This window comes from Pseudomonas sp. REST10 (assembly GCF_029542605.1).
Lineage (GTDB): Bacteria > Pseudomonadota > Gammaproteobacteria > Pseudomonadales > Pseudomonadaceae > Aquipseudomonas > Aquipseudomonas khazarica.
Genome location: NZ_CP035677.1, coordinates 2,757,714 through 2,784,181 on the forward strand (window position 1 = coordinate 2,757,714; position 26,468 = coordinate 2,784,181).

Annotated in this window: 28 protein-coding genes; 15 read left to right on the plus strand and 13 right to left on the minus strand. The window is 64.3% G+C overall.

From position 1 onward, the window contains the following. Positions 1–776 (plus strand): DUF6708 domain-containing protein (locus EWH21_RS13005; protein WP_277698508.1); only part of this gene is annotated, 776 nt, incomplete at its 5' end. Positions 777–907: 131 nt separating this feature from the next. Here the strand turns inward: EWH21_RS13005 and EWH21_RS13010 are convergent. Continuing rightward, positions 908–1,744 (minus strand): nuclear transport factor 2 family protein, encoded by an 837-nt coding sequence (locus EWH21_RS13010; protein WP_277698509.1) that lies wholly within the window; start codon positions 1,742–1,744, stop codon positions 908–910. A 118-nt stretch (positions 1,745–1,862) separates the two neighbouring features. Here EWH21_RS13010 and EWH21_RS13015 point away from each other — a divergent pair, with 118 nt between their 5' ends. Next, positions 1,863–2,090: a DUF2970 domain-containing protein gene (locus tag EWH21_RS13015; protein ID WP_037047556.1), complete on the plus strand. Its 228-nt coding sequence runs from the start codon at positions 1,863–1,865 to the stop codon at positions 2,088–2,090. On the opposite strand, the gene EWH21_RS13020 is transcribed toward EWH21_RS13015, so the two are convergent. Continuing rightward, a complete protein-coding gene (locus tag EWH21_RS13020; protein WP_277700613.1) occupies positions 2,091–3,137 on the minus strand; it encodes an ABC transporter substrate-binding protein in 1,047 nt (348 codons plus the stop codon). It abuts the gene before it with no gap. 448 nt (positions 3,138–3,585) lie between these two features. On the opposite strand from EWH21_RS13020, the gene EWH21_RS13025 reads away from it, so the two are divergent. The 3 genes from EWH21_RS13025 to EWH21_RS13035 all read left to right on the plus strand — a co-directional run bounded on the left by EWH21_RS13025 (position 3,586) and on the right by EWH21_RS13035 (position 6,260). Next, entirely contained in the window at positions 3,586–5,244 is a 1,659-nt protein-coding gene (locus EWH21_RS13025) for a nitrite/sulfite reductase (RefSeq protein WP_179554196.1), read from the plus strand. Next, positions 5,228–5,725, plus strand: coding sequence for a DUF934 domain-containing protein (locus EWH21_RS13030; RefSeq protein WP_047585640.1), 498 nt, complete (start codon positions 5,228–5,230; stop codon positions 5,723–5,725). Before EWH21_RS13025 ends, EWH21_RS13030 begins: the two co-directional genes overlap by 17 nt. 133 nt (positions 5,726–5,858) lie before the next feature. Further along, on the plus strand, positions 5,859–6,260 hold the full coding sequence (locus EWH21_RS13035; protein ID WP_277698510.1) for a transcriptional regulator: 402 nt from the start codon (positions 5,859–5,861) through the stop codon (positions 6,258–6,260). 93 nt (positions 6,261–6,353) lie between these two features. Here EWH21_RS13035 and EWH21_RS13040 read toward each other — a convergent pair whose 3' ends face one another. Together EWH21_RS13040 and EWH21_RS13045 are read right to left on the minus strand one after the other, a co-directional pair. Further along, positions 6,354–8,033, minus strand: a complete 1,680-nt coding sequence (locus tag EWH21_RS13040) for a DEAD/DEAH box helicase (RefSeq protein ID WP_152488754.1) — start codon at positions 8,031–8,033, stop codon at positions 6,354–6,356. A gap of 289 nt (positions 8,034–8,322) precedes the next feature. Next, positions 8,323–9,102 carry a spermidine synthase gene (locus EWH21_RS13045; protein ID WP_277698511.1) on the minus strand — a complete coding sequence of 260 codons (780 nt, stop codon included), beginning with the start codon at positions 9,100–9,102 and terminating at the stop codon, positions 8,323–8,325. 136 nt (positions 9,103–9,238) lie between these two features. On the opposite strand from EWH21_RS13045, the gene EWH21_RS13050 reads away from it, so the two are divergent. From EWH21_RS13050 to EWH21_RS13085, 8 genes are all read left to right on the plus strand, one after another. Then, positions 9,239–10,567, plus strand: a complete 1,329-nt coding sequence (locus tag EWH21_RS13050; RefSeq protein ID WP_277698512.1) for an NAD(P)-binding domain-containing protein — start codon at positions 9,239–9,241, stop codon at positions 10,565–10,567. Then, the gene (locus EWH21_RS13055) at positions 10,564–11,502 is read left to right on the plus strand and encodes a bile acid:sodium symporter family protein (protein ID WP_047585653.1); all 939 of its coding nucleotides are present in this window, start codon (positions 10,564–10,566) and stop codon (positions 11,500–11,502) included. The genes EWH21_RS13050 and EWH21_RS13055 overlap by 4 nt, the downstream gene beginning before the upstream one ends. Then, a complete protein-coding gene (locus EWH21_RS13060; RefSeq protein ID WP_277698513.1) occupies positions 11,502–12,284 on the plus strand; it encodes an SDR family NAD(P)-dependent oxidoreductase in 783 nt (260 codons plus the stop codon). The genes EWH21_RS13055 and EWH21_RS13060 overlap by 1 nt, the downstream gene beginning before the upstream one ends. After that, complete coding sequence (locus EWH21_RS13065; RefSeq protein WP_277700614.1) at positions 12,284–13,024, plus strand: sulfite exporter TauE/SafE family protein; 741 nt, start codon at positions 12,284–12,286, stop codon at positions 13,022–13,024. Before EWH21_RS13060 ends, EWH21_RS13065 begins: the two co-directional genes overlap by 1 nt. Continuing rightward, on the plus strand, positions 13,021–14,814 hold the full coding sequence (locus tag EWH21_RS13070; protein ID WP_277698514.1) for an amidohydrolase family protein: 1,794 nt from the start codon (positions 13,021–13,023) through the stop codon (positions 14,812–14,814). Before EWH21_RS13065 ends, EWH21_RS13070 begins: the two co-directional genes overlap by 4 nt. An 84-nt stretch (positions 14,815–14,898) precedes the next feature. Next, complete coding sequence (locus EWH21_RS13075; protein WP_037047578.1) at positions 14,899–16,245, plus strand: 3-deoxy-7-phosphoheptulonate synthase class II; 1,347 nt, start codon at positions 14,899–14,901, stop codon at positions 16,243–16,245. A gap of 171 nt (positions 16,246–16,416) precedes the next feature. Next, positions 16,417–17,172, plus strand: coding sequence for a M48 family metallopeptidase (locus tag EWH21_RS13080; RefSeq protein WP_037047580.1), 756 nt, complete (start codon positions 16,417–16,419; stop codon positions 17,170–17,172). 54 nt (positions 17,173–17,226) lie between these two features. Continuing rightward, positions 17,227–17,607, plus strand: coding sequence for a lysozyme inhibitor LprI family protein (locus EWH21_RS13085; RefSeq protein WP_277698515.1), 381 nt, complete (start codon positions 17,227–17,229; stop codon positions 17,605–17,607). On the opposite strand, the gene EWH21_RS13090 is transcribed toward EWH21_RS13085, so the two are convergent. The 4 genes from EWH21_RS13090 to EWH21_RS13105 are packed head-to-tail and all read right to left on the minus strand — an operon-like array spanning position 17,604 to position 20,456. After that, positions 17,604–18,797, minus strand: coding sequence for a crosslink repair DNA glycosylase YcaQ family protein (locus EWH21_RS13090; protein ID WP_277698516.1), 1,194 nt, complete (start codon positions 18,795–18,797; stop codon positions 17,604–17,606). The two genes, EWH21_RS13085 and EWH21_RS13090, sit on opposite strands and share 4 nt — an antisense overlap. Before the next feature lie 14 nt (positions 18,798–18,811). Next, positions 18,812–19,258, minus strand: coding sequence for a DUF3291 domain-containing protein (locus tag EWH21_RS13095; RefSeq protein WP_277698517.1), 447 nt, complete (start codon positions 19,256–19,258; stop codon positions 18,812–18,814). Between the two features lie 17 nt (positions 19,259–19,275). Beyond that, complete coding sequence (locus EWH21_RS13100; RefSeq protein ID WP_152488761.1) at positions 19,276–20,208, minus strand: DMT family transporter; 933 nt, start codon at positions 20,206–20,208, stop codon at positions 19,276–19,278. Between the two features lie 23 nt (positions 20,209–20,231). Further along, complete coding sequence (locus EWH21_RS13105; protein WP_047585670.1) at positions 20,232–20,456, minus strand: DUF1127 domain-containing protein; 225 nt, start codon at positions 20,454–20,456, stop codon at positions 20,232–20,234. A 97-nt stretch (positions 20,457–20,553) separates the two neighbouring features. On the opposite strand from EWH21_RS13105, the gene EWH21_RS13110 reads away from it, so the two are divergent. Further along, a complete protein-coding gene (locus EWH21_RS13110; RefSeq protein WP_037047591.1) occupies positions 20,554–21,408 on the plus strand; it encodes a LysR family transcriptional regulator in 855 nt (284 codons plus the stop codon). On the opposite strand, the gene EWH21_RS13115 is transcribed toward EWH21_RS13110, so the two are convergent. After that, positions 21,403–22,167 carry a sulfite exporter TauE/SafE family protein gene (locus EWH21_RS13115; protein ID WP_037047593.1) on the minus strand — a complete coding sequence of 255 codons (765 nt, stop codon included), beginning with the start codon at positions 22,165–22,167 and terminating at the stop codon, positions 21,403–21,405. The genes EWH21_RS13110 and EWH21_RS13115 overlap by 6 nt on opposite strands. A 101-nt stretch (positions 22,168–22,268) precedes the next feature. On the opposite strand from EWH21_RS13115, the gene EWH21_RS13120 reads away from it, so the two are divergent. Next, entirely contained in the window at positions 22,269–23,231 is a 963-nt protein-coding gene (locus tag EWH21_RS13120; protein WP_134677910.1) for a LysR family transcriptional regulator, read from the plus strand. Between the two features lie 71 nt (positions 23,232–23,302). Here EWH21_RS13120 and efp read toward each other — a convergent pair whose 3' ends face one another. The 4 genes from efp to EWH21_RS13140 all read right to left on the minus strand — a co-directional run bounded on the left by efp (position 23,303) and on the right by EWH21_RS13140 (position 26,319). Further along, positions 23,303–23,878: an elongation factor P gene (gene efp / locus EWH21_RS13125; RefSeq protein WP_037047597.1), complete on the minus strand. Its 576-nt coding sequence runs from the start codon at positions 23,876–23,878 to the stop codon at positions 23,303–23,305. A 34-nt stretch (positions 23,879–23,912) separates the two neighbouring features. Beyond that, a complete protein-coding gene (earP, locus tag EWH21_RS13130) occupies positions 23,913–25,055 on the minus strand; it encodes an elongation factor P maturation arginine rhamnosyltransferase EarP (RefSeq protein ID WP_277698519.1) in 1,143 nt (380 codons plus the stop codon). Positions 25,056–25,159: 104 nt separating this feature from the next. Next, complete coding sequence (locus tag EWH21_RS13135) at positions 25,160–25,366, minus strand: hypothetical protein (protein ID WP_037047610.1); 207 nt, start codon at positions 25,364–25,366, stop codon at positions 25,160–25,162. A 395-nt stretch (positions 25,367–25,761) separates the two neighbouring features. Further along, positions 25,762–26,319 (minus strand): hypothetical protein, encoded by a 558-nt coding sequence (locus EWH21_RS13140; protein WP_277698520.1) that lies wholly within the window; start codon positions 26,317–26,319, stop codon positions 25,762–25,764. Positions 26,320–26,468: the final 149 nt, after the last annotated feature.

The window sequence follows — 26,468 nt, forward strand, 5'->3', positions numbered from 1 at the left end:
ATATTGGGGGGAGTAGGAGGGGGGTGGCATTATTATTGGCAGCAATGTTTGCAGTTGATAAAAACTGGAGCGCCGCGTCTACGGGGTTATTTTTTGGTATCGCATTCTTGATCATTCCTTTTTTGTGGGAGGCCTTTCGCTCACTACCTTTGCCTATCTTGTTCAATCGCCGCACTCGCGAAGTGTATTTCGAGCAAAATGGTGTGCTTTATCACTGCCCTTGGGATGATATCGCTGCCGTGGCCTATCAATTTCAATTGGTCGGCCCCTATACCGGCGCCATGCGCAGCGCGGCGCTTGAGGTATTAATGCATCAATTCAAACGGCCGGAGCACCAAGTGCTGGTCAGTCTGGGTTTGCCCATGGGTAAGGATCTGGAACTTCAGGCAGCCTTCTGGGAATATTTGCGGGCGTATATGAACAATGGCCCATGGTTCGATGAACACGGCGCTCATAGTGCGTCCGATACCTTTGTTAAGGAGCAGCTATCCATTAAATTTGAGTTGAGCAAGACATTTGGGGAGCATTGGCGAGACTTGAAGAAGCGCTACCACGAATCGAATGGGCGTAACTACCTGCAGTTTTCGGATGTATTTTTGCTGATTGGTGGTGTATTTGATTACCCTGTCGGATTGATCGGAGAGTACACCTACAAATTCGCCAGTCGTCGTAGTCAGAATAATTGGCCGCAAGTGGTACGTGAACGGCTTGATCCGAACGGGCCGACCGAGCGTCTGATCGATGTGGAGCGTAATAGCGGCTCACTGGAGCTATGAGCCGGAGCCGCACGCTCATCGAACCAAGGACTCGGGCGCGCTTAAGATCAGCGCCGCCAAGCACCGCCAAGCACCGCCAGAACCAGGGCATGGAACCCGTTCTGAACATCAGCAACCGCTTCTCACCCTACTCACCGCGCCTCGCTTGAACCAGCCGATGGCACTGCAGCATCATCCAGACGGCTTCGAAGATAGGCCTTCGGCGACAGCCCGGTATGCCGCTTGAAGCAGGTGTAGAACGCCGACAGCGAGTTGAAGCCCGCCGCAAAGGCCAGTTCGTCGATGCGTTTGAGGTCGCTGCCGGTCTGCAACCCGTCGAGCAGGTATTGCAGGCGGGCGCGGTTGACGTAGCGGTAGAAGCTTTCGCCGAGCACCTGGTTGAGCAGATGGGAAATCTGGTTGCGGCTGTAGCCGGTGGCGGCCGCCACCTGTTGCAGGTCCAGCTCGGGGTCGAGAAACGGCTGACTGCTCTGAAAGTACTCCTGCAGGTCCTGGGCCAGTTGCCCGAGCTGACGAGTCGACAGGCCCAGGCGACTGATCGCGGGCCGTGAAGCACCACCCTCACCCGCTCCGCGCGCCTCACGCACCAGGGTCGCGTATTCGTTGATACGCCAGATCAGGCCGTCGCGCACGGTAATGGCCTCGCCCGTGCGGAATGACACCAGCCCTTCCCCACCCTGCAAGCTGGTGCAGTACTGAATGAACGCGGTATGGCCGTCGATACGGATGCGATCGACATGCTCCAGCAGCTCGCCCGGACGGCGCGGCAGGTTGTTTTCCACGTATTCACGCAGGTCCGCCAGGCGCATGCAGCGCTGCTGATAGAAGTCGTTGTATTCGATATCCGGGTGGTACAGAGCCATCACCGCCTCGAGGTCACGGTGCTTCCAGCTCAGGTGGTAGCGCAGGATGGTCTCGCGGGTGCGCTCGGTCTGCGCGGCATCGTCGGGGAAAAGGTTCTCAGGCATGGTCGGTATCGGTTGTCGGCGCCCTGTCAGATTGCCTGATTCGCTCGAGCCAACCTAGGCCGGTGTGCCGATTCGTCAGCGGCGGACTATGCTTGCTGCAGCGACGGAGAGGCTGACCATGAGCGATCAGGAGAAAGACCCCGAACAGGCACCGCTGACGTTTCGGGAAATGTTGCAGAGCGTGCTGGCTGCCGCACTCGGCGTGCAGAGCGGCAAGAACCGCAGCCGCGACTTCAGCCGTGGCAAGCCCGGCCACTTCATCATGCTGGGCGTGCTGTTCACCGTGCTGTTCGTCGTCATCCTGCTGGCGACAGTGAAGCTGATCCTGCACCTGGCGGTCGGCTGATCAGTCCAGCAGGCGGGCAACCGAACAGTCGTAGCGCTGCTGTTTCGGCTGCAGCTCGCTGCTGAAGCGCCGGAAATCCATGCCGATCTCGGCGCGAGACAGGCGCTCGAGTAGCGTCCTTGCCTGCGCCCGGTCGATCAGGCGCAGCAGATGCGCCACCTGGTCCTTGCCACCTCGCTCGATGAAGTCGAAGCCCCTGGCGTGATCGTTGAGCATCACCAGCGCGCAGGCGCCAAGAAGAAAGTGCCCTGCCGCCAGCACCTCGATCCGGCCGTCGATGCGCGCCTGCAGCGCCCGCTCCGAGTTGTTCAGGGCGGCATAGCGCAGTGCCCTGCCCAGTTCTCCGGCTGCGCGCATGACGCCGAAGGCCATTTCATCGTTGGCGGCCCAGATCAGGCTTACGTCAGGGTAACGAGGCAGCAGGCTGGCCGCCTGCTCGTAGGCGCGCTGCTGTTGCCATTCACCATGCACGGCCTGCACCAGGCGCACGTGCGGCGCCTCGGCCAGTGCGCGATGCAGCCCGGCCAGGCGCAATTCGGAAGACGGCGTCTGCTTGACCCCGGAAAAGGCCAGCAGCTCGGCCGGCCGCCCCTCGCTCAGGGCGATCAGTTCCCGCCCCATCAGGTAACCCGCTTCCTCGTCATTGGGCACCAGGCTCCCCAGCCAGTTACCGTGGCGCTCGCGGCTGCCGCCGAGCAGCGCCTGCTGCTCCGGAGTCAGGGTGCTGTGCAGGGCGAACAGCTGGATATTGCTGCCTTCGAGCAGGCGCAACAGCGCGGGGGCCTGGAACTGTTCGTTGGTGAAGATCAGGTAATCGGGGTGATCCCCCCGCAGGACTTCATGAGCGTTGCCCAGCATGCGCGCCGGGTCGCGCTCACCGTAGAGCACTCTCAGCTCGAGGCCGAGGTCGTGCGCAGCATCCTGCATGTGGCGGGAATACTCGCGCCAGAACGGCTCATCGGAATGCCCCGGATTGAGGAACACGACGGAGGGCGCTCGCACCTGCGCCAGCGCCTGCACGCCGCACAGCACCAGCCATAGCCCCATCATCCACTTGATCACAGCGCGCCTCCGGAAAAACATCGGGGCGCAGTATAGGGCTCCAGTGGCAAAAGGCCGACCGCTGATGCGTGTCGGCCCCGATCCTTACTGTCCGCTGACCCAGAAGATCGCTGTACCGACCGCGATCAGGATCAGGCTGAAGATTGCCCAGGCATCGATGACGCTGTCGGCATTCTCGACTTCGCTGTGCTCGCTCATGGCTCCCCCTCTTCTTGTGCTTGTGGGTACCGCACAGTGCATTTAAGACCAGCCTTGCGGTTCGCTCAAACCTTCTGGTTATGCTCTGGGCTCGTCTTATTCCTTAAAGTCAGGTTTATATATTCAAACATCACTTTTACGCATAAACCTGAGCTGGTATCGTGCCCCGGCTCCTCGGGGAGTGCGCGGCCGTGCGCGCTGATTGGCAGTAAGTAGCCTGAAAACAGGACCCTTCATGTACGTATATGACCAGTACGATCAACAGATCGTCGAGGATCGCGTCAAGCAGTTCCGCGATCAAACCCGCCGCTACCTCGCCGGAGAGCTGAGCGGCGAGGAATTCCGCCCGCTGCGCCTGCAGAATGGCCTGTATATCCAGCGTTTCGCGCCCATGCTGCGTGTCGCGGTGCCTTACGGCCTGCTGTCGTCTGCCCAGGTTCGCGTACTGGCGCGCATCGCCCGCGACTACGACAAGGGTTACGCGCACATCAGTACCCGGCAGAACGTGCAGTACAACTGGCCGGAGCTGGAAGACGTACCGGAGATCCTTGCCGAGCTGGCCACCGTGCAGATGCACGCGATCCAGACCAGCGGCAACTGCATCCGCAACACCACCACCGACCAGTTCGCCGGCGTGGCCAAGGATGAAGTGGTCGATCCGCGCCCCTGGTGCGAGATCATCCGTCAGTGGTCGACCTTCCACCCCGAGTTCAGCCACCTGCCGCGCAAGTTCAAGATTGCCGTCAACGGTGCCGTCAGCGACCGTGCGGCCATCGAAGTGCACGACATCGGCCTGGAAGCGGTGAAGAACGACGACGGCGAGCTGGGCTTCCGTGTATCCGTCGGCGGCGGCCTGGGCCGCACCCCGATCGTCGGCAGCTTCATCAACGAGTTCCTGCCGTGGCAACACCTGATTTCCTATCTCGATGCCATCCTGCGCGTGTACAACCGCTATGGCCGTCGTGACAACAAGTACAAGGCGCGCATCAAGATCCTGGTCAAGGCGCTGACCCCCGAAGTCTTCGCCGAGCGCGTCGACGCCGAGTGGGCGCACCTGAAGGATGGCCCGATGACGCTGACCGACGCCGAAGTCGCACGCGTTGCCGCGCACTTCGTCGACCCGGCCTATCAGGCCCTGCAGGACGAAGACGCCCTGCTCGCCCAGCAAGATGCCGAACACCCCGGTTTCGCCCGCTGGCGCCAGCGCAACACCTTCGCCCACAAGAAGCCGGGCTACGTGGCCGTGACCCTGTCGCTCAAGCCCACCGGCGTGGCGCCGGGCGACGTCACCGACAAGCAGCTCGACGCCATCGCCGACCTGGCTGATCGCTACTGCTTCGGTGAAGTGCGCAACAGCCACAACCAGAACATCATCCTTGCCGACGTCGAACAGCGTCAGCTGTTCACCCTCTGGGGCGAGCTGCGTGAACAGGGTTTCGCCACGCCGAACGTGGGTCTGCTGACCGACATCATCTGCTGCCCCGGCGGCGATTTCTGCTCGCTGGCCAACGCCAAGTCGATCCCGGTGGCCGAAGCCATCCAGCGCCGCTTCGACGATCTCGACTACCTGTTCGACATCGGCGACATCGACCTGAACATCTCCGGTTGCATGAACGCCTGTGGTCACCACCATGTCGGCCATATCGGCATTCTCGGCGTGGACAAGAAAGGCCAGGAGTTCTACCAGGTGTCGCTCGGCGGCAACGCCGGCCGCGATGCCAGCCTGGCGCAGATTCTCGGCCCGTCCTTCGCCCAGGACGACATGCCGGACGTGGTCGACAAGATCATCAAGGTCTACGTCGAGCAACGCACCGAAGAAGAAAGCTTCCTCGATACCTACCGCCGCATCGGTATCGACCCGTTCAAGGAGCGCGTCTATGCAGCGAATCATTAAGAACGACCAGGTCATCGACGAGACCTGGCACCTGCTGGCCAAGGACGTGACCCTGGATGCCATCCCCAATTGCGACGACGTCATCGTGCCGCTGGCGCTGTGGGTCGAACATGGTCATGCGCTGAAAGCCCGCGATGGCGGCCTGGGCGTGTGGCTGGAGGCCGGCGAGGAAATCGAAGAGATCGCCGACGACCTGGCGCACTTCCAGGTCATCGCCCTGAACTTCCCCGCCTTCACCGACGGCCGCCACTCCTCCACCGCTTACCTGCTGCGCACCCGCTATGGCTACAAGGGTGAAGTGCGTGCCATCGGCGACATCCTCCGCGACCAGCTGTTCGCCCTGCGCCGCGTCGGCTTCGATGCCTTCGCCCTGCGTGCCGACAAGGACCCGGTCGATGCGCTGAAAGCCTTCGAGGACTACAGCGAGGTCTATCAGGCCTCGGCCGACCAGCCACAACCGCTGTTCCGCCGCCGCGCCTGAGCGCTCCGACGAGAAACGCCCCGACTGGTTCGGGGCGTTTTCGTTTCCGGGCTACCGCCCGTGCAATCCATTCGAACCGTCACCTCCCTGTGCAGTCGGACTCATTGAGCCCATCGCTTGAGGAGACACCGCCATGACGCACAACTGGGATCTGGTCGAACGCCTGCTGCATGAGGCGCAGAACTGCGCCGGCAAACCCTTCGCCCCGCGCCAATACGCGCAAGACCTGGCCGATGAGCAGGGCCTGGCTGCAACAGCCGACCTCGACCACCTGCGCGCCCAGGCGACCCGCTACGAAGCGCGCCTGCTGGAGAACGGCTTCATCGAGCCACGTCCGGAGAGCGAAGGCGGCAATGGCGAGAACTTCGTCCTGACCGGGCGCGGCACACAGCTGCTGAGCATGCTCGACAGCAGCATTCCCGGCAGCGAGCATCCGCGAGAAGTACTCGACGAAGCTGGCGAAGCCGCCTTCACCCCCGAGGTCTTCGAGCGCCTCGCCACCATGGCCACACGCGGCGAAACCGCCCGCCGCTAGGCCGACCCGAGGCACACAAACGAAAACGCCGCATCCCGGAATGGGATGCGGCGTTTCATGGCGCTCGAAACCGGGCGGCAAGCCCGTCCCGAATCAGTCCTCGCGGTAGCGACGCAGCTTCAGCGCCTTGCCGGCCACGCGGGTGTCCTTGAGCTTGCCGAGCAGGCGATCCAGGCCCTCTTCCGGCAGTTCGACCAGGCTGAAGGTTTCGCGGATCTGGATACGGCCGATGGCTTCGCGGGCCAGGCCGCCCTCGTTGAGGATCGCGCCCAGCAGGTTCTTGGCGGCGATGCCGTCACGGTTGCCCAGCGCGGTGCGGCAACGCACGCGACCCTCGGCCAGCGGCATCGGCGCACGACGTTCGCGGTATTCGCCACGCTCGCCACCGCGATCGGTATCGCGCTCGCGGCGTTCGCGCGGCGCGCCCACGCCCGGCACCAGCGGCTGTTCACGTTCGACACTGGCCAGGTCCAGCGCCTGGCCATTGGTGGCCTTCTTCAGCAGCGCGGCCGCCAGGGCACGCGGGCTGCAGCCGATATCGGCGGTCAGACGGTCGAGCAGATCGCCATGGCTGGCCTCGGCATCGGCAACCAGCGGCGCCAGGCTGGCGGTCAGCTTCTTGATGCGGGCATCGAGCACCTGCTGCGGGTTGGGCAGCTTGACCTCGCCGACCTTCTGCCCGGTGACACGCTCGATCACCTGCAGCATGCGGCGCTCACGCGGCGTGACCAGCAGCAGCGCACGGCCATCGCGACCAGCACGGCCGGTACGGCCGATACGGTGCACGTAGGATTCCGGGTCGTACGGCATGTCGACGTTGAACACGTGGGTGATGCGCGGTACGTCGATACCACGCGCCGCCACGTCGGTGGCGACGACGATGTCCAGGCGACCGTCCTTGAGCGAGTCGATCACGCGCTCACGCTGTGCCTGGGCGATATCGCCGTTCAGTGCGGCGGCCTTGAAACCCTTGGCTTCCAGCGCGGCGGCCAGGTCCAGAGTGGCCTGTTTGGTACGCACGAAGGCGATCAGCGCGTCGAATTCTTCGACTTCCAGCAGGCGCAGCACGGCGTTGGTCTTCTGATCGGCGTGGATCATCAGGTGCGCCTGCTCGATACGCGAGACGGTCTGGGTCTTGGCCGCGATCTTGATATGCTGCGGCTCGCGCAGGTGCTTCTCGGCGATGGCGCGGATCGAGTGCGGCAGCGTGGCGGAGAACAGCACGCTCTGGCGGCTTTCCGGCATGGCTTCGAAGATGATTTCCAGATCGTCCATGAAGCCCAGCTTGAGCATCTCGTCGGCTTCGTCGAGGACCAGGTGCTGAATGGTGGACAGCACTTTCTCGTCACGACGCAGGTGGTCGACCAGGCGACCCGGGGTGGCGACGATGATCTGCGCGCCCTGGCGAATGGCCTTGAGCTGCGGGCCCATCGGCGCGCCACCGTAGACGGCGACGACGTTCACGCCCGGCATCTGCTTGGAGTAGGTTTCGAAGGCGGTGGCCACCTGCAGGGCCAGCTCGCGGGTCGGCGCCAGGATCAGGACCTGCGGCTCACGCTTGGCCGGGTCGATCTTGGACAGCAGCGGCAGTGCGAATGCGGCCGTCTTGCCGGTACCGGTCTGCGCCTGGCCGATCATGTCGTGGCCCGCGAGGATCACCGGAATGGCCTGCGCCTGGATCGGCGACGGCTCTTCGTAACCGACGGCGGTCAGAGCGGCGAGAATATGGGGATGAAGTCCGAGCGCGGCGAAGCCGCCGGTTTCCTGGGTCATGGGTCTGCCTCAAGTGCATCCGCAAAGACCCATGTTCCAAAGCTGCGCATGCCGTGCAAGACCTTGTGGGTCACCCTGGCAGCCTGGTTCGGCGGGGATTTGCGAAAACGTGATGAAAGTGAATCGTCAAGGATAGTCCGCAGCGGGACTGGCTGCCGGAGTCGAGCCCCGGGCGAATTGCACTACCTGAACGTGGCCGGAAATTTGGCCGGCGCGCACTATACCGGAAAATCCTGACCCGGGTGCTGGTTTTTGCGCTTTCTCGGGCAGCGAACCGCTCAGCGGTGCATCAGGTAGCCGGACGCATCGCCTCGATCAGCGGTTGCAGCGAATAGCCCAGGCGCGGTGCCAGTTCACCCGCTCGCGCCTGCAGGCGCCCCATGTTCAGGCGTTGGTCGAGGTCGGCCGGGATCAGCAGCACCACGTTGCCCTCCTTCACCGGGCATTCCCAGTAGTGCCGATGGTAGAGGCCGCGCAACAGCGCCGCCCCCAGGGGCTTGCCGTCGTTGCTGGCCCACTGGTTGATGATCAGCCAGCCGCCTGGGTTGAGCTTGGCCTGGCACTGTTCGAGAAAACGCCAGGCCAGGTGCCCGACGCCAGGCCCCTGGTCGGTATAGAGGTCGAGGAAGATCAGGTCAGCGGTTTCCGCACTGTCGAGCAGGTCGGTGGCGTCGCCGATGCGAATGGTCAGGCGCGGGTCGTCGTCCAGGCCGAGGAACTCCATGGCCAGGCGCGGCACGTCGGGGCGCAGTTCGATGGCCTCGACATCCTCCAGCGGCAGGAACTTCAGGCACGCCTGGGTCAGGTTGCCGGCGCCCAGGCCGAGAAACAGCGCGGTCTCCGGCGCGTCGTGGCAAAGCGCGCCAAGCAGCATGGCGCGGGTGTAGTCGTACTCCAGCCAGCTGGGATCGCCGACGAATACGCAGCTCTGCTCGATCGCGTCGCCAAACTCGAGAAAACGGTAGGCACCAATCTGCACCACGCGAATCACCCCGAAGGCGTCACGCACCTCGGTCAGCAGCACCTCGTCCTGCAACTGCAATTCTTCGCTCGGCGGCAATCCCGGCATGGCTCCCTCTCCAACAGTGACATCCCGTACCACAAGAGGCGGGCTAACGGCGCCAATTGTCATTGAAGCAGCTGCCCCAGGTCACGCGATAATTCCACCACTTGCGCTGCTACTCATAACAATAACGAGGTTCGCCATGTACGCCATCATAGGCGCCGGCCCCATGGGCCTGTGCACGGCCCGGCATCTGAAGAAACAGGGTATCGACTTCGTCGGCTTCGAGCTGCACAGCGACGTCGGCGGTCTGTGGGACATCGACAATCCGCACAGCACCATGTACCACTCGGCCCACCTGATCTCCTCCAAGGGCACCACCGAGTTCAGCGAATTCCCCATGCGCGCCAATGTCGCGCCCTATCCGCATCACAGTGAGATGCGCCGCTATTTCCGCGACTACGCCGGACACTTCCGTCTCTACGAGCACTACCAGTTCGATACCCGCGTGGTGAAGCTGGAGCGCCTCGCACAGGGCTGGCGACTGACCAGCGAGCGTGGCGGCGAACAGCGCGAATGGCACTTCGAGGGGGTGCTGATCGCCAACGGCACCCTGCACACCCCCAACCTGGCGCAACTGCCCGGTGACTTCCAGGGTGAGCTGCTGCACTCGAGCGCCTACAAGCGTGCCGATATCTTCGCCGGCAAGCGCGTGCTGGTGGTCGGCTGCGGCAATTCGGCCTGCGACATCGCCGTGGACGCCGTGCACCGTGCCACCTCGGTGGACCTGTCGGTACGCCGCGGCTACTACTTCCTGCCCAAGTTCATCCTCGGCAAGCCCACCGACACCTTCGGCGGCGCGATCAGGCTGCCGCGCCGCCTCAAGCAGACGATCGACGGCCTGCTGGTGCGCGCCCTGGTGGGCAAACCCTCGCAGTACGGCCTGCCAGATCCCGACTACCGCCTGTACGAATCGCACCCGGTGATGAACTCGCTGGTGCTGCACCATATCGGCCATGGCGATATCCGCCCCCGTGGCGACATCCACGCGGTGAGCGGCCACTGCGTGACCTTCGCCAACGGCGAGCAGGCGGAGTACGACCTGATCCTGATGGCCACCGGCTACCGGCTGGACTACCCCTTCATCGCCCGCAGCGAGTTGAACTGGCCGGAGGATACCGGCGCGCCACAGCTGTACCTCAACGTCTTTCACCCCGAACACGACGACCTGTTCATGCTCGGCATGGTCGAAGCCTCCGGCCTGGGCTGGCAGGGACGCGACGAGCAGGCCGAGCTGGTCGCCCTGTACATCCGCCAGCTGCAGGCCGACAGCCCTGCAGCGCAGGCCCTGCGCCAAACCATCCGCGCCCAGGCCTGCCAACGCCTGGACGGCGGTTATCAGTACCTGCAACTGGAGCGCATGGCCTACTACGTGCACAAGGACAGCTATCGTAGACGCATCGCCGAACACAGCGCGGCGCTGCGCCGCGAACTGGCCGGCGACGTCACACCCGCGACACAGGGGGCATGAACGTGGAGCAGGTCAATATCGCTTTCGACCCCAGCAGCCTGGTGCTGATCAACCTGATCGTCGCGCTGATGATGTTCGGCGTCTCGCTCGACCTGCGCGCCGAGGACTTCCGGCGCATTGCCCGAGCCCCCAGGGCGCCGGTGATCGGCCTGCTGGCGCAGTTCCTGTTGCTGCCGGCGCTGACCTGCCTGGCCTGCTGGGCATTGGCCATCCAGCCGGAGCTGGCCCTGGGCATGACGCTGATCGCAGCCTGCCCGGGCGGCAGCTTCTCCAACATCATGACCTGGATGGCCCGTGGCAACGTCGCGCTGTCGGTAAGCATGACCGCAGTGTCCAGCGTCGCGGCCAGTGTCCTGACGCCACTCAACTTCGCCTTCTACGCCTGGCTCAACCCGCACACGCGCCCGCTCCTGACGCAGATCGCCCTCGATCCGCTGAGCCTGCTCCTGCTCGTGCTGCTGGTACTGGGCGTGCCGCTGCTGGCGGGCATGTGGGTCGGCCGGCGTTTCCCGCAACTGACACTGAAGGTGGAGAAGCCGCTGCGACTGCTCGCCCTGCTGGTGATGCTGGCGTTCGTGGCACTTGCCTTCAGCCGCAACCTGCAGCAGTTCACGCAGCACTTCCATCTGTTCTTCTGGCTGGTGGTGGCGCACAACGCGCTGGCATTGGGCACCGGCTACCTGAGCGCGCGACTGAGCGGCCTGCCGCCCGCCGATCGACGCGCGCTGACTCTCGAAGTAGGCATCCAGAACTCGGCATTGGGCCTGGTGATCATCTTCACCTTCTTCCCGCAGGCCGGCGGCATGCTGTTGATCGCCGCCTTCTGGGGTTGCTGGCACCTGATATCCGGGCTCGGTCTGGCCTGGCTCTGGTCACGCCACCCCCTCCAGCCCGACGCGCTGCTGACGCCGCTGGCCAACCTCGGAGAAAAATGATGCGAGTCGTTCTGATCACCGGCGCCGCCAGCGGCCTCGGCTGGCAGCTTGCGCGCGCCTGCCATGCCCGGGGCGACGCCTTGCTGCTGACCGATATCGACAGCCAGGGCCTCGCCGCGCGTGTCGACACGCTGGGCGCCGAGCGCGTCCTCGGCGTACCCGGCGACATCACCGACCCGGCGCTGCATCAGCACCTGCTGGAGGCCTGCCGCCAACGTTTCGGGCGCCTGGATGTGCTGTTCAACAATGCCGGCATCACCCACCGCTCGCCCACGGTGCGCACCGCGCCGGCGGTGTTTCGCAACGTCATGGCCGTGGATTATCACGCACCGCTGGAACTGACCCTGGCCGCCCTGCCCCTGCTGCGTGAAAGCCGTGGCCAGGTCGCGGCCATCGGCTCCATGGCCGGCTGGATGCCGGTGCTGGGGCGCGCAGGCTACTGTGCAGCGAAAAGCGCGCTGAGCCAGGCCTTCGAGGTATTGCGCGCCGAGATCGGTCTCGACGGCATCGGCCTGCTGCTGGTCTACCCGAGCTTTCTCGATACCCCCATCGACCGCAATGCGCTGGGTGCAGATGGCCAGCCGGCTCGCCACGCACGCTCGACCATCGGCAACGTGCGCAGCGCCGAGTGGATGGCCGAGGCGATCCTCGTTGCGCTGCGCCAGCGCCGCGAACGCCTTTTTCCCGATCGCGGCAGCTGGCTGGCAAGCCTGCTCTGGCGGCTGGCGCCAGCGCTGTACTACCGGCAGATGAGCCGGCGCTTCGCCGGAGAACTGAGGTGATCACGGCGGCCCCCTATGCCCTCGGCGTCTTCATCCTGCTGGCCTACACCCTGGAGGCGATCACCGGCTTCGGCAGCGTGGTCATCGCCCTCTCGCTGGGCGCCCTGCTGCTGCCCATCGAGCAGTTGCTGCCGATCCTGGTGCCGCTGAACGTCTGCATGACCGGCTACCTGGTGCAGCGCCATCGGCGCCTGATCGACCGGCGCCTGCTGCTTGGCAACATCCTGCCGGGCATGCTCGTCGGCACGTTGCTCGGCTACTGCCTGCTGCCGTACCTGGACGCCCAGTTGCTGAAGACCGCGTTTGGCGCACTGATCCTCTGCTTCGCCGGACGTGAGCTATGGCGCCTGCGCCGGACATACAGGCAGACGCAGCGCCCGACCTGGGCCACCCGCCTCATCACCCTGTGCGCCGGCGTCAGCCACGGCCTGTTCGCGTCCGGCGGCCCGCTGCTGGTCTACGGCCTGGCCGGCACCGAGCTGGACAAGGCGCGCCTGCGCGCCACGCTGATCAGCGTCTGGTTCACCCTCAACAGCCTGCTCACCCTGGCCTTTCTCTGCGACGGCCGCCTGTTGCCGGCGCTGCCACAGGTGCTGAGCTACGCCCCGCTGCTGCCTCTCGGCGTGTGGCTCGGCGAGCAGCTGCACCGACGCGTCGATGAGCGGCACTTCCGCATCGCCATCCACTTCCTGCTACTGGTCACCGGCCTCTTGCTGCTGGCGCCCTGGAGACTGCCATGAGCTACGACATCATCATCAAGAACGGCCTGTACTTCGACGGCAGCGGCGCCCCCGGCGCACTGCGCCATATCGGCATCAGAGACGGCAAGATCGACGTGCTCGCCCTCAGCCCGCTGGACGAAGACGGTTGCGGCGAAGTGATAGACGCCGAAGGCCACTGGGTCACCCCGGGCTTTCTGGAGATCCACTCGCACTACGATGCCGAAGTCATCGCGGCGCCGGCGCTGAAGGAGTCGGTGCGCCATGGCGTCACCAGCGTGACCATTGGCTCCTGCTCCATCAGCATGGTGCTGGCGGAAGCCGAGGACTGCTCCGACCTGTTCACCCGTGTCGAGGCGGTCCCGCGCGAGTACGTGCTGCCGATCCTGCAGGAGAAGAAGACCTGGCGTGACGCCAGGGGCTATCGCGCCTTTTACGATCAGTTGCCACTGGGGCCGAACGTCAACTCCTTCCTCGGTCACTCCGAGCTGCGCGTGGCGGTGATGGGCCTGCAACGCGCCACCAGCCGGGTGCAGCCGGGCGAAGCCGAACTCGCTCGCATGGAACAGCTGTTGGAGGAGGCGCTGGATGCCGGCTGCATCGGCTTGTCGGTGATGACCACCCGCCTGGACAAGATGGACGGCGACCGCGCCTGGTCCAGCCCGCTACCGTCCACCTTCGCCAGCTGGAAGGAATTCTCGCGCCTGTTCGCCGTGCTGCGGCGGCGCGGCGCGGTGCTGCAGGGAGCACCGAACGCGGTGACCAAGGTCAACGTCTTCGCCTTTCTGTGGCAGGCCCACGGCTGGTTCAGAAAACCGCTGAAATGCACCATGCTCACCGCCCTCGACCTCAAGTCGCAGCCGCTGCTGCATCGTTTCACGCGGCTGTCCGGCTGGCTGGCGAACAGGGTCCTGTGCGGCCACTTCCGCTGGCAGACGCTGCCGGCCCCCTTCACCCTGCGCCTCGAGGGGCTCAACGTGAACGCCTTCGAAGAGTTCGGCGCCGGCGAAGTGCTGCGCGACATCAAGGACCCGGACGAACTCTATGCCAAGGTCCGGGAGCCGGCGTTCCGCGCGCTGTTCAAGAAGCAGGTCAAGGCGGTGCTGACCAAGGGGCTGTGGCACCGCGACTTCTCCGACTGCTGGGTAAGCGAATGCCCGGACGCCAGCCTGGTAGGCAAGAACTTCAAGCAACTGGGCCAGGCTCGCGGACTGGACGCGGTGGACGCCTATTTCGAACTGGCCTGCCAGTACCGCGAGGCGCTGAAGTGGACGACCTGCTACGGCAACCAGCGCGAAGCGATCATGCGCCAGCTGCTGGCCAGTCCCTGGACCCACCCCGGCTTCGCCGACTCCGGCGCGCACCTGCGCTCCATCGCCCAGTACAACTTCCCGCTGCGCTTTCTCAAGTACGTACGTGACGCCGAATTGGCGGGCGAGCCCTTCATGCCCCTGGGCCGGGCGGTACGCCGCTGTAGCGCCGAGCTGGCCGACTTCATCGGCGTCGATGCCGGCTACCTGCGTGTCGGTGATCGCGCCGACCTGGTGTTGATCAATCCGCAGGGACTCGACGACAGCCTCGATGCGCTGCACGAGGCGCCCATGGAGGTGCTGGGCCTGCAGCGCGTGGTCAAGCGCAACGACGCCGCCGTCGAGCTCACGCTGATCAACGGCCGGATCGCCTATCGCCGTGGCCTGGAGTACCCGCAGGACCTGGGCACGGCGCGGCACTATGGACGCTTCCTGCCGGGGCGCGACGTGCTGCCGCGAACGTCGCCAGCGCGCGACCTGCAGCCTGCCACGGCGTCATGAGCCGTGGCGCCGTCGATACACGTACGGGCAGCAGGGCTTATCGGTTACCATGCGCCTCCGCCCGATCAACGTTAGAGATGTCGCATGCCGCACGCCTGGAGCCCCGAAAGCTGGAGGGCCAAGCCCATCCAGCAGCAGCCTGAATACCCTGACGCCAGCCACCTCGCCCGTGTCGAACAGACCCTGGCAGGCTACCCGCCGCTGGTCTTCGCGGGCGAAGCACGCGAGCTGCGCCGCCAGTTCGCCGAGGTGACCCAGGGGCGTGCCTTCCTGCTGCAGGGTGGCGACTGCGCCGAAAGCTTCGCCGAATTCTCTGCGGCGAAAATTCGCGACACCTTCAAGGTACTGCTGCAGATGGCCATCGTCATGACCTTCGCCGCCGGCTGCCCGGTGGTCAAGGTCGGGCGCATGGCGGGTCAGTTCGCCAAGCCGCGTTCTGCCGGCAGCGAAACCATCGACGGCGTGACCCTGCCGGCCTACCGTGGCGACATCGTCAACGGCATCGGCTTCGATGCGACGAGCCGCGTTCCCGACCCGGAGCGCCTGCTGCAGGCCTACCACCAGGCCACGGCCAGCCTCAACCTGCTGCGCGCCTTCGCCCAGGGCGGCTTTGCCGACCTGCACCAGGTGCATCAGTGGAACCTCGACTTCATCGCCAACTCGGCGCTGTCGGAGAAGTACCACCAGCTTGCCGGGCGTATCGATGAAACCCTGTCGTTCATGCGCGCCGTGGGCATGGACAGCGCACCGCAACTGCGCGAGACCAGCTTCTTCACCGCCCACGAAGCGCTGCTGCTGAACTACGAGCAGGCCTTCGTGCGCAAGGACAGCCTGACCGGCCGCTGGTACGACTGCTCCGCGCACATGCTGTGGATCGGCGATCGTACCCGCCAGCTCGATGGCGCCCACGTCGAGTTCATGCGCGGCATCGAGAACCCCATCGGGGTCAAGGTCGGTCCGAGCATGGACCCGGATGAGCTGATCCGCCTGATCGATACCCTCAACCCGGAGAACGATCCGGGCCGCCTCAACCTGATCGTGCGCATGGGCGCGGACAAGGTCGAAGCCCACTTCCCGCGTCTGCTGCGCAAGGTGCAGAGCGAAGGCCGCCAGGTGCTGTGGAGCTCCGACCCGATGCATGGCAACACCATCAAGGCCAGCAGCGGCTACAAGACGCGTGACTTCGCGCAGATTCTGGCCGAGGTGCGGCAGTTCTTCGCCGTGCACCAGGCCGAAGGCACTCACGCCGGCGGCATCCACATCGAAATGACCGGGCAGAACGTCACCGAATGCATCGGCGGCTCGCGGCCGATCACCGAGGACGGCCTGTCCGATCGCTACCACACGCACTGCGACCCACGCATGAATGCCGACCAGTCGCTGGAGCTGGCGTTCATGATCGCGGAAACCCTCAAGCAGGTACGCCGCTGAAGCCACGCGCCCTGGCTAGTAGCCACTGGCCAGGGCGCGAACCGGCTCGCACTTCTTCTGTGCGTTATGCGGCATAATGCTGACCCCAACGCGAGCACCGGACGGTGCCGAGCTGCTATGCCCTGCCGGGAAGGACTCGCGGCCATCACTACCCAACAAGGACGATGCTCCATGCAACTTCGTACCACGCTTTCCGCTTTTGCCCTGTCCAGCGCCGTTCTGCTGAGCGGCTGCCAGAACATGTCCCCCGACGCCATGCTGCAGTCCGGCCTGATGGCCGTACAGGCTGCGACCCTGAGCGATGCCGAGGTCAAAAGCATGTCCGACCAGGCCTGCGCGGAAATGGATGCCAACGCTAACATCGCCGGCCCCGAAACCTCCTACGGCAAGCGCCTGAACAAGATCGCCGCCAACCTCGGCAACCAGGTCAACGGCACGCCGGTCAACTACAAGGTCTACCTCGATGAAGAGGTCAACGCCTGGGCCATGGCCAACGGTTGCGTGCGCGTGTACAGCGGCCTGATGGACGCGATGAACGACAACGAAGTCGAAGGCGTGCTGGGCCACGAGATGGGCCACGTGGCCCTGGGCCACACCAAGAAGGCCATGCAGACCGCCTACGCCACCTCCGCAGCGCGCAACGCCGCCGCCTCCTCGGGCAACACCACGCTCGCCGCACTGTCGTCCTCCGAGCTGGGCGCGCTGGGTGAGCAACTGGTCAACGCCCAGTTCTCGCAAAGCCAGGAAACCGCAGCCGACAACTTCTCCTTCGACTTCCTGACCGAGCGCAACATCCCGCGCGAAGGCCTGGTCACCGCGTTCGAGAAGCTGGCCAAGCTGAGCGGCGGCGAAAGCAGCATGTTCTCCTCGCACCCGGGTTCCACCGAGCGCGCCAACAACATGCGCAACCGTCTGGCCGCCAAGTAATCATGGCACTCGAGGGCGGCTTCCTGCCGCCCCCGACACCTCAGGAAGGCAATCATGTCGATGCTGAGATACCTGGTGATGGCGCTGTTGCCGCTCACCGCCTGGGCCGACTACGACGCGCAGTATCAGGCCTGCCTGAATGCCAACGGCGCGATCAACAATTCCATCGTCGCCGGTTGCGCCGAGGGCGTATCCGCCGTGGCGAAGCGTGACATGAACCGCATCTACCAGCAGCTGTTCCTCAAGCTGCAGGCCAATGACCCGCAGAGCGCCGAGCAACTGGAAACGGCGCAAAAAGCCTGGCTGATCTACCGCAACGGTCAGTGCAACCTGCAAGGCAAGCACATCGGCTCACCGATGTACTACACCTGCCCCATGGAACTGAACATCCAGCGCGTCAGCGAACTGCAGTTCCTCCTGGAACACGCCGGCTAGCCAAGCAGCCCCAGCTGCCTGACCCCGGGCGCCAGCCACACATCGGCAAGCCCCAGCCACTGCGCCAGCCCGTGCAGCGCATCGCTCAGCGCCTGTCGCGCCTCCTCGCTCAGCACCGCCTCTTCGAGGTGCACGGCGTGCACCGCCAGACGCCCCGCCGCGCGCTCGCTGCGCAGATCCACCCGCGCCAGCAGGCGCTCGTGATGCAGGAACGGCAGCACGTAGTAGCCATACACCCGCTTGGCCTGTGGCGTGTAGATTTCCAGGCGATAGCGAAAACCGAACAATCGCTCGGTCCGCTCGCGCGCCCAGATCAGCGAGTCGAAGGGTGACAGCAGTGCACTGTGGCGCACGCGTCGCGGAATGCGCGGCTCGCCGCGGCAATAGCCCGGCTGCTGCCAGCCCTGCACCGCCACCGGCAGCAACGCGCCCTCTTCCACCAGCTCGGCGACTCGGCGCTTGCTGTCGCCCGCATCCAGTCGGTAGTAGTCGCGCAGATCCTTTTCGCTGGCCACCCCGAGGGCATCGGCGGAGCGCAACAGCAGACGACGCTGCGCTTCATCCTCATCCAGCTCGGCCTGATCGAGCAGCTCGCCGGGGATCACCCGCTCCGGCAGATCGTACAGGCGCTCGAAGCCACGACGCCCGGCCACTGTCACCTCACCCGCAGCGAACAGCCACTCCAGCGCGGTCTTCTCCGCGCTCCAGTCCCACCAGGGCCCGGCCTTCTCGCTGCGTGTGCTGAGACTGCCAGCGCCCAGTGCGCCGCGTTCGCGCACCGCCTGCAGCACCGAGTCGATCACGTCGCGCCGCTCGACCCCGAACTTCGCCAGCTGGCCATAGATACCCTGGCCGTCCGCGGCACGGCGCATGCGCCAGCGCAGCAGTGGATAGAGTTCCAATGGCAGCAGTGACGCTTCGTGCCCCCAGTACTCGAACAGACGCCGACGCCGTGCGCGCCCCCAGGCCAGCTCATCGAGGTGCTCGGCCTGGTAGTGGCCAAGGCGGGAAAACGCCGGCAGGTAGTGCGAGCGCACAACGGCGTTGACCGAGTCGATCTGCAGCACACCCAGGCGCTCGATCTGCGCCTGCAGTTGCCGATGAGCGATGGCGCCACGTGGCACACGACCGAAGCCCTGGGCAGACAGGGCCAGACGACGTGCCTCGGCGAGAGAGAGTGAGAGAGTCATGACGCGCCAGCCTATCAGGCCGGCGCCGCGAACGCATGGCGGAAGGTGAACGCATGCGCCGTCGCGCCATGCTCGCGCAGGTGCGCAAGGCGCTCGGCCGCTTCCGCCACATCTGGACGATGCCCCGACGGCACCCACCACAGTACCTGGTGGGCCTGCTCGATGCGCCCGAACCATTCGCGTCGGCGCTTGAGCATCTCGGTATGCGCGGATTTGTACACGTAGTTGCTGAGCGACTGGACGTCCTGCCAGACCGACATGTTGACCAGCACCTCATCCCCGAACGGCCTGATCGCCGTGGCATCTCCCGCCTCGTCCTGCAGTCGCCAGACGAAGCCCGGCGCCGCCTCGGCCAGTGTGTTGATCCGCTCCAGGTTGGCGACGAAGTCCGCCATCTCCGCCGACTCCAGAGGCGCCTTCATTGCCGCGATGTTGAGCTGAGCCAAATGATGAATGGACACGAACTGCCTCCAGACCGCTACTGGCCGCGCAGGCCGGCAAGGCGTCGCTTTAGCCAGCGCTCGCTGCTGACCAGCATGATCCCCGCCAGCACCAGCGCGGCGCCGATGATGAAGTTGAGGGTGAGCGGTTCATCCAGAACCAGCACACCGAACGTCACGCCAAACAGTGGCGTCATGAACGAGAACACCGCCATGTTCGAGGCCAGATAGCGACGCAACAGCCAGAACCAGGCCAGATAGGTGAAGAACGACACCACCACGCCCTGCAGCAGAACGCTGCCGATGGCCAGCGGCGTCCAGCGCACCTGCCCGAGATCGACCATCGCCAGGGCATAGCCGAGCAGCAGGACGAAGGCCACCGTCAACTGATAGAACAGGGTGAGCCCCGCCGGCGCCTCGGACAGGCGCGAGCCGCGCACGACCACGGTAGTGGCGCCCCAGGCCATGCCTGCACAGAGCCCGAGTGCATCGCCAAGCAGAATGTCGGCGTCTATCTCGCTCCAGTCACCGCCCACACCAAAGGCCATCACCACGCCGCCGAAGCACAGCGCGATGCCCAGCCACTGCAAGCGGCGCAGGCGCTCGCTGGGCAGCATCAGGTGCAGCCCCAGCGCCGAGAAAATCGGCGCGGTATAGAGAAACACCGCCATGTGCGAGGCCGAGGTGTAACGCAGCCCCAGGGCGATGAAGAAGAACTCCAGGGCGAACAGCACGCCAGCCAGAATCCCTGCCAGCCAGGTACTCCCCAGCCAGCCCCGCCAACCGCGCTGCCAGAGCAACAGAATGCCAACCAGCACGGCAGCGATGCCCGAGCGCAATGCCACCTGCAACATCGGCGCGATATCCTCGGCCGCCAGCTTGATGGCGACCTGCTGGCTGCCCCATATGGCGCACAACAGCAACATCAGTTGAAACAGGAAAAAGTCCGCACCCTTGCGCACAGCGGTCATTCAGTCACTCCAATGATCACGACTCACTTTCTCAGCGGGTCATCCCAGAACGGCCGCTCGGCCTCCTGCAACGCATCGGCCCGGGATAGACCGAGGTCCTTCAGCGCCGCTCCATCCAGACGCGCCAGTTGCTGACGCTCTCGAGCCAGTTGACGCCAGCGCCGCAGTACACGCCACATTTCTGCCAGCGATGGCAGACGTTCGAAGTGGATAGCCTGAGCCAACGCATAACCTTTTTGACCTTTCATCTCGGTGCCCTCCCTGTGGGGTTGGCATCAGTGTCGAGCCAGGATTAAGATCAATCCAACGAATGTTTCTTATGGAATCCATCTCGAGGATTGATGAATGGCCTTCCACCCCAGTATCGATACCGAATTGCTGCGCAGTTTCGTCGCCATTGCCGACACCGGCGGCTTCACACGCGCCGCCGAGACGGTCAATCGCACGCAATCGGCAGTGAGCATGCAGATGAAGCGGCTGGAGGAAGACGTGGTGCAGCGCGCGCTGTTCGAGCGCGATGGCCGCCAGGTTCGCCTGACCCCCGAGGGCCAGGTGTTGCTCGGCTATGCGCGCCGCATCCTGAAGCTGCACGGTGAAGTTCTCAATACCCTGCGTGAGCCGCACATGGTCGGCTCCGTGCGTATCGGTACGCCGGATGACTACGTCATGCGTTTTCTACCGGAGATTCTTTCGCGCTTCGCCCAGGCCTATCCGCTGGTTCAGGTCGAGGTTCACTGTGAACCCTCGGGTCAGCTGCTGCTGCGCCAGGACCTCGACCTGACCATCGTCACCCGTCAGCCGGGCAAGGAAATTGGCCAACTGCTGCGCCAGGAGCGCTTTGCCTGGGCCGTCGCTCAGGGCTTCTGCCCGCACGAGCAGAACCCCATGCCCCTGGCGATGTTCAATGCCGACTGCTTCTGCCGGGAGTGGGCCTGCAACGCGCTCGATGCCATGGCGCGTCCCTACCGCATCGCCTACACCAGCCCCAGCCTGTCGGCGCTGTTCGCCGTCGTGCGCGCGGGCCTGGCCGTAACCGCACAGCTGCAGAGCCTGATCACCCCGGACCTGCGCATCCTCGGTGAAGCCGAGGGTCTGCCACTGCTGCCGCTGACCAGCATCGTGCTGCTGCGTAACGAGAGCAGCCAGTCCCCCGTCACCGAATGCCTGGCCGACCACATCGTCGAGGGGTTTCGCCTATAACCCGCTGGCTTCGAGGCCCAGCATCAGTGCGCAGATCAGCAGGAACACGCAGAACAGGCTGCGCAGCAGACGCTCCGGCAGCGAGTGGGCCAGACGCACGCCCCAACTGATGCTGAGCAGACCGCCAACCGCCAGGGGAACACCCATCCACCAGTTGACGTGCTCATGCAGCGCGTACGTCAGCAGCGTGACCCCGGTACTGGGCAGCGCCAGGGACAGGGACAGCCCCTGCGCCACCACCTGCGTGGTGCCGAACACACTGGTCAGCACCGGCGTGGCGACTACCGCGCCGCCTACACCAAACAGACCGCCCATGGCACCAGACACACCGCCGAGCACCCCGAACCAGCCCCAGGGATGACGCAGCTCGCTGCTGCTCGGCGCCTGCGCCATCATCATGCGTACCAGGTTGTAGGCGGCCAGGGCGAGCAGGAAACCGATGAAGGCCCAGCGCATGGTGCGCGAATCCAGCTCCACGGCGTACAGCGAAGCGAGCCAGGCACACACCAGGCTGGTGATGCCAAGCAGCAAGGCGTGACGCAAATCGATGCGGTTGCGCTGGTTGTAGCGCCAGATCGCCAGCATCACGTTGGGCACCACCATGACCAGGGCGGTGCCCTGAGCCAGTTGCTGATCCAGACCGAACAGCACGCCCAGCACCGGAATGGCGATCAGGCCGCCGCCGATACCGAACAGCCCACCCACGGTTCCCAGAGCAGCGCCCAGGACAAGATTCAATAACAGATCGATCAGGCTCATGACACCTCCATGCCAGGGCGCATCTTAGAGAGGCGCAGCTAGTATGGAAACGCACAAGAATGCAAAATGGCTTTGCCATTTACGCACAAGCAGAGCACTGCATGAATCCCGATGCCCTGACCGACCAGCTGGAGCTATTTCTCGACGTCCTGGAAACCGGCAGTTTCTCCGCTGCGGCCAGACGCCACCCGCTGACCCCCTCGGCGGTCGCCCGGCGAATCGATGCCCTGGAACGCGCCCTGGGCAGCGGCCTGTTCAGCCGCAGCACCCACGCAGTGCGCGTCACCCCGGCCGGCCTGGCGTTCGCCGAACGGGCCAGGCGCATCCTCGCCGAGCTGCACCTGGCCCGCGCCGAAGCGGTATCGCTGAGCAGCGCCCCGGAAGGGCTGATTCGCATCGACGCGCCCTCTCCCTTTGGCCGGCGTCACCTGGCGCCTGCGATCGCCGACTTCCTGCGCGCCAATCCCGGACTGGACGTACAACTGCGCCTGATCGACAGCTTCATCGATCTGCAGGGCGAGCACCTGGGTGAAGTGGATATCGTGGTGCGCATCGGACCACTGCCCGACAGCCGCCTGGTGGCCACGCCACTGGCTTCGATGACACGTATCGTCTGCGCCAGCCCGGACTACCTGCGCCGCCGCGGAATCCCACGCAGCCCGTTGGAGCTGGAGCAGCACGACGGCCTCGACTGGGACAGCCTGGCACCGCCCTATGCATGGCGCTTCGAGGTCGACGGCAAGCTGCAGCAATGCAAGCCCAAGCGCCTGCGGCAGACCAGCAACAATGCCGAGACCCTGCTGTTCAGTGCCCTCGCCGGCCTAGGGGTGGCGCATCTGCCGACCTGGATGAGCAGCGAGCACCTGCAGCGTGGCGAGCTGATTCCCCTGTTCTGCGAGAACGGCTTGCCTGCGGTGGAGCCGGTCAGCATCTACGCCCTGCGCCTGGAGCGCGAGGCCAGCCCACGCACCCGCCTGCTGCTGAGCTTCCTCAAGCAGCGCTTCGGCTTTCCGCCCCCCTGGGATCAGGCCCTGCAGGCCAGCCTGGCAGCGCCGCAGCAATGACCTGTTGCCCAGGCGAACGCAGACCATAAAAAACCCGGCGCGAAGGCCGGGTTTTCTGGTAACGCTTAAGCTCAGGCTTGCGGCGCCTGGGTGCGGCCCTTGTAGGAACCGTCACGGGTATCGATCTCGATCCAGTCGTCGATATCGACGAACTCGGCAACCTTGATCTCGGTACCGTTGCGCAGCTTGGCAGGCTTCATCACCTTGCCGGAGGTGTCGCCACGGGCGGCGTTCTCGGTGTAGACAACCTGACGCACGATGGTGGTCGGCAGGTCGACGGAGATCACCTTGCCTTCGAAGAACACGGCTTCGCAGACATCGTTCATGCCTTCTTCGATGAACGGCAGAACGCTTTCCAGGTCTTCGGCACGCAGTTCGTAGGAGTTGTACTCCGGATCCATGAACACGTAGTCCTCACCGCTGATGTAGGACAGGTTCACTTCCTTGCGCTCGAGAATCACCGGCTCCATCTTGTCGTCGGCTTTGTAGACGGTCTCGGTCTTGGAGCCGTTGAGCAGATTCTTCAGCTTCATCTTGACGATGGCGCTGTTACGGCCGGACTTGGTGAACTCGGCCTTCTGGATCAGCCACGGCTGGCCATCGATCAGGGCCACGCTGTTGACTCTCATTTCTTGTGCAGTTTTCATGCGGATATCCGAAATATGCGGGAGGTACAGAAATCTAGGCCGCGTATGATAGCCAATTTCGGTAAAACTGTTCCAGCGCCGTGGCAAGATCCGCTTGAGCAGCCTGTCGGACGCACCAGCGCTCGGCATGCTCCGACAGCTCCGGCCAGCACTCGAGCGCCTCTGGCCAGGCGTCATTCATCCCCCGCCCGGCATTCCATGCCCGCCAGAGTTCGGCTTGCGCAGCCGCAGCCCGAGGGCTCAGATCGACGCAGTACAACGCCAGGAAAGCCTCCAGCTTGTCCCAGTGTGCGTCTTCGTCCTGCGGGTAGATATGCCAGAGCAGAGGCCGACCGGCCCACTGCGCACGCACGAACGAGTCTTCGCCGCGCACGGCATTCAAGTCGCAGCACCACAACAGGCGATCGTAATCGTCCTGCGCCACGAAAGGCAGCACCTGCACATGCAGGCGACCGCAGCGGCGCTGGTCCCCTGGTATCAACTGCGTTTCACCGAGCCAGCGCTGCAGATCCACGAGCACCTTGCCCTGCGGCACCAGCAACTGGGTCGCACGTGAGTCGCCCGCCATGGCGTCAAGCCAGTTGGCCAGCCCGGCATTTTCATAGGCGAACAGGGAGACCAACCGAGCGCCTGGATCACGCGCTACGCCAAGGCCCTCAAGAAATGCCTGCTGAGCCATTGGATCGGCCTGAAACACCCGCCTACGAGCCAACAGATCCGTCTCGCGCAGCAGCCCACCGGTGCCCTGCGTGAACCCCGGGAAGAAGAAAAACTTCTGCAGGCCACCCGCCTGCGGCGACGGCAAGGCATGACAACCGGCAACCCAGTCCTCGGCACTGAGGTACTCCAGGTTCAACCAGAGTCGCTTCACGGCGTCGCCACTCATGGCCGCTATATAAGTCGTCGGCAACTGGCAGGCGAATGCTTCGATCACCACATCCGCCGGCTCCACCGAGGGAAAAGGTTGCGGCCACTGTCGCACCTCGACACCGGAGTGACACTGACTCTCGGCACTGGCGCTGGCGCCTGGACACAAGCGCACGAAGGCAGGCAACTCGTCGACCCACAGGCGCACGGCATGCCGCTGCTCGGCCACCAGTTGCCGGGCCAGCCGCCAGGTCACACCGATGTCACCGTAGTTATCCACCACGCTGCAGAAAATGTCCCACCTGGCCACGCCGTACCCCTCGAAAAATGTTCGCCATTGTACCTGCCGAACAAGAAAATGCCCGCCAGAGGCGGGCCAAGGGGGCGCTGGAGCGAGCGCGGGGTAAAGCGGTGTCAGGCCAGAAGCGAGTCGCCCTCAGGGCGAGCAATGTTGCTCAGCATCCAGACAGCCTGGCAGGCAAGCGCAGCGTCTCGCGACGCAAAGGGACCGGCCTTGGGCTGACCGTCAACCATCAACAGCCAGCACGCCATGAGACCATCGGAACGAAGCTCGGCAGGTACGGCGCTGCCAACCAGGGAAACCACATCGATACGGGGCATGATGACCTCCAACTCAACGCTATCTGTGTTGGAGCCAACAGTAGGCCGATGCCCTGGCGAGCGGAAATCAGTGCTCTCGATAGTGACCATGGCTATTGCCAATGGCACCTGGCACGGGCTGGTAGAGGGAAGCGAATTCACGAAGGAAGATAGCCGCGCGCGGCCTGGCGACGCGATCACGCAAAAAATCTGAGAGCAGAAAGCAAAAACCCCTGAGAGACTGCTCTCTCAGGGGCTTTGCGAAAGTGGCGGTGAAGAAGAGATTCGAACTCTTGAGCCTATATTGCCGCCGCCAACCCCAGTAACTGCAGCGCCCTAGGGCATGCAGATCGAAAATAGTGTACGCACCATGGGTACGCATTGCTACCAGCCTGACTACTAGTTTCGCGACTCCGCTACGATGATCCAACGCTGTCCTGCCACTGACCATTGCGAAGTTTCTGGTGTATGGAGCGCTCAACCTTGCTTTCTAACTCGCGTGGATCGCCTTCGAACTCCCCCAAATTCGCGCCACAGCTGTCACACCGGAACGCGAAGCGGGGCACTGCCGCGTAGGAGGAGCTATCAACCGGAAACAGCTCGAAGTCACAGTGAGGGCAAAACGAGCGAATACCGTCCACGCGCTGCCCCGAATAACGCCAACGCCAATTCAGGCCAAAGAAGCGGTCTGTCCGGTAATCCGTCCAACGTGAGGTAGAAGCCTGAGACGGTCGGTTCACCCATAAGAGCGCTCCGGCGAAAACGAAGGTCGGTAACGCCAGAAGCCCCAGCACAGCCACACCCCATCTAGGAAGCACGACATCCGAAAGCATGTAAGTCCAAGCGCTGGAAGCCATGCCCCCAAGCCGGGGCGCCCAATCAAGCAGATAAACAGCAAGCGCTGACAACGCCGCTAAAATCACGGACGAAATCACCTTACTCCAGACGGGGTCAGACCAGATTTTTTTAAGCATGCGGAACATCCTTTCCACCGGGGCTACGTGATGGCACATCGTAACTGAACAGCCCTGGGCCTCGACGACCACCACCGGCTTATTTTCGCTTAAAAATATGAGCGCTCAGGAATACATAGAGCAACACTCAAATCCCCCCCCTACCCCGG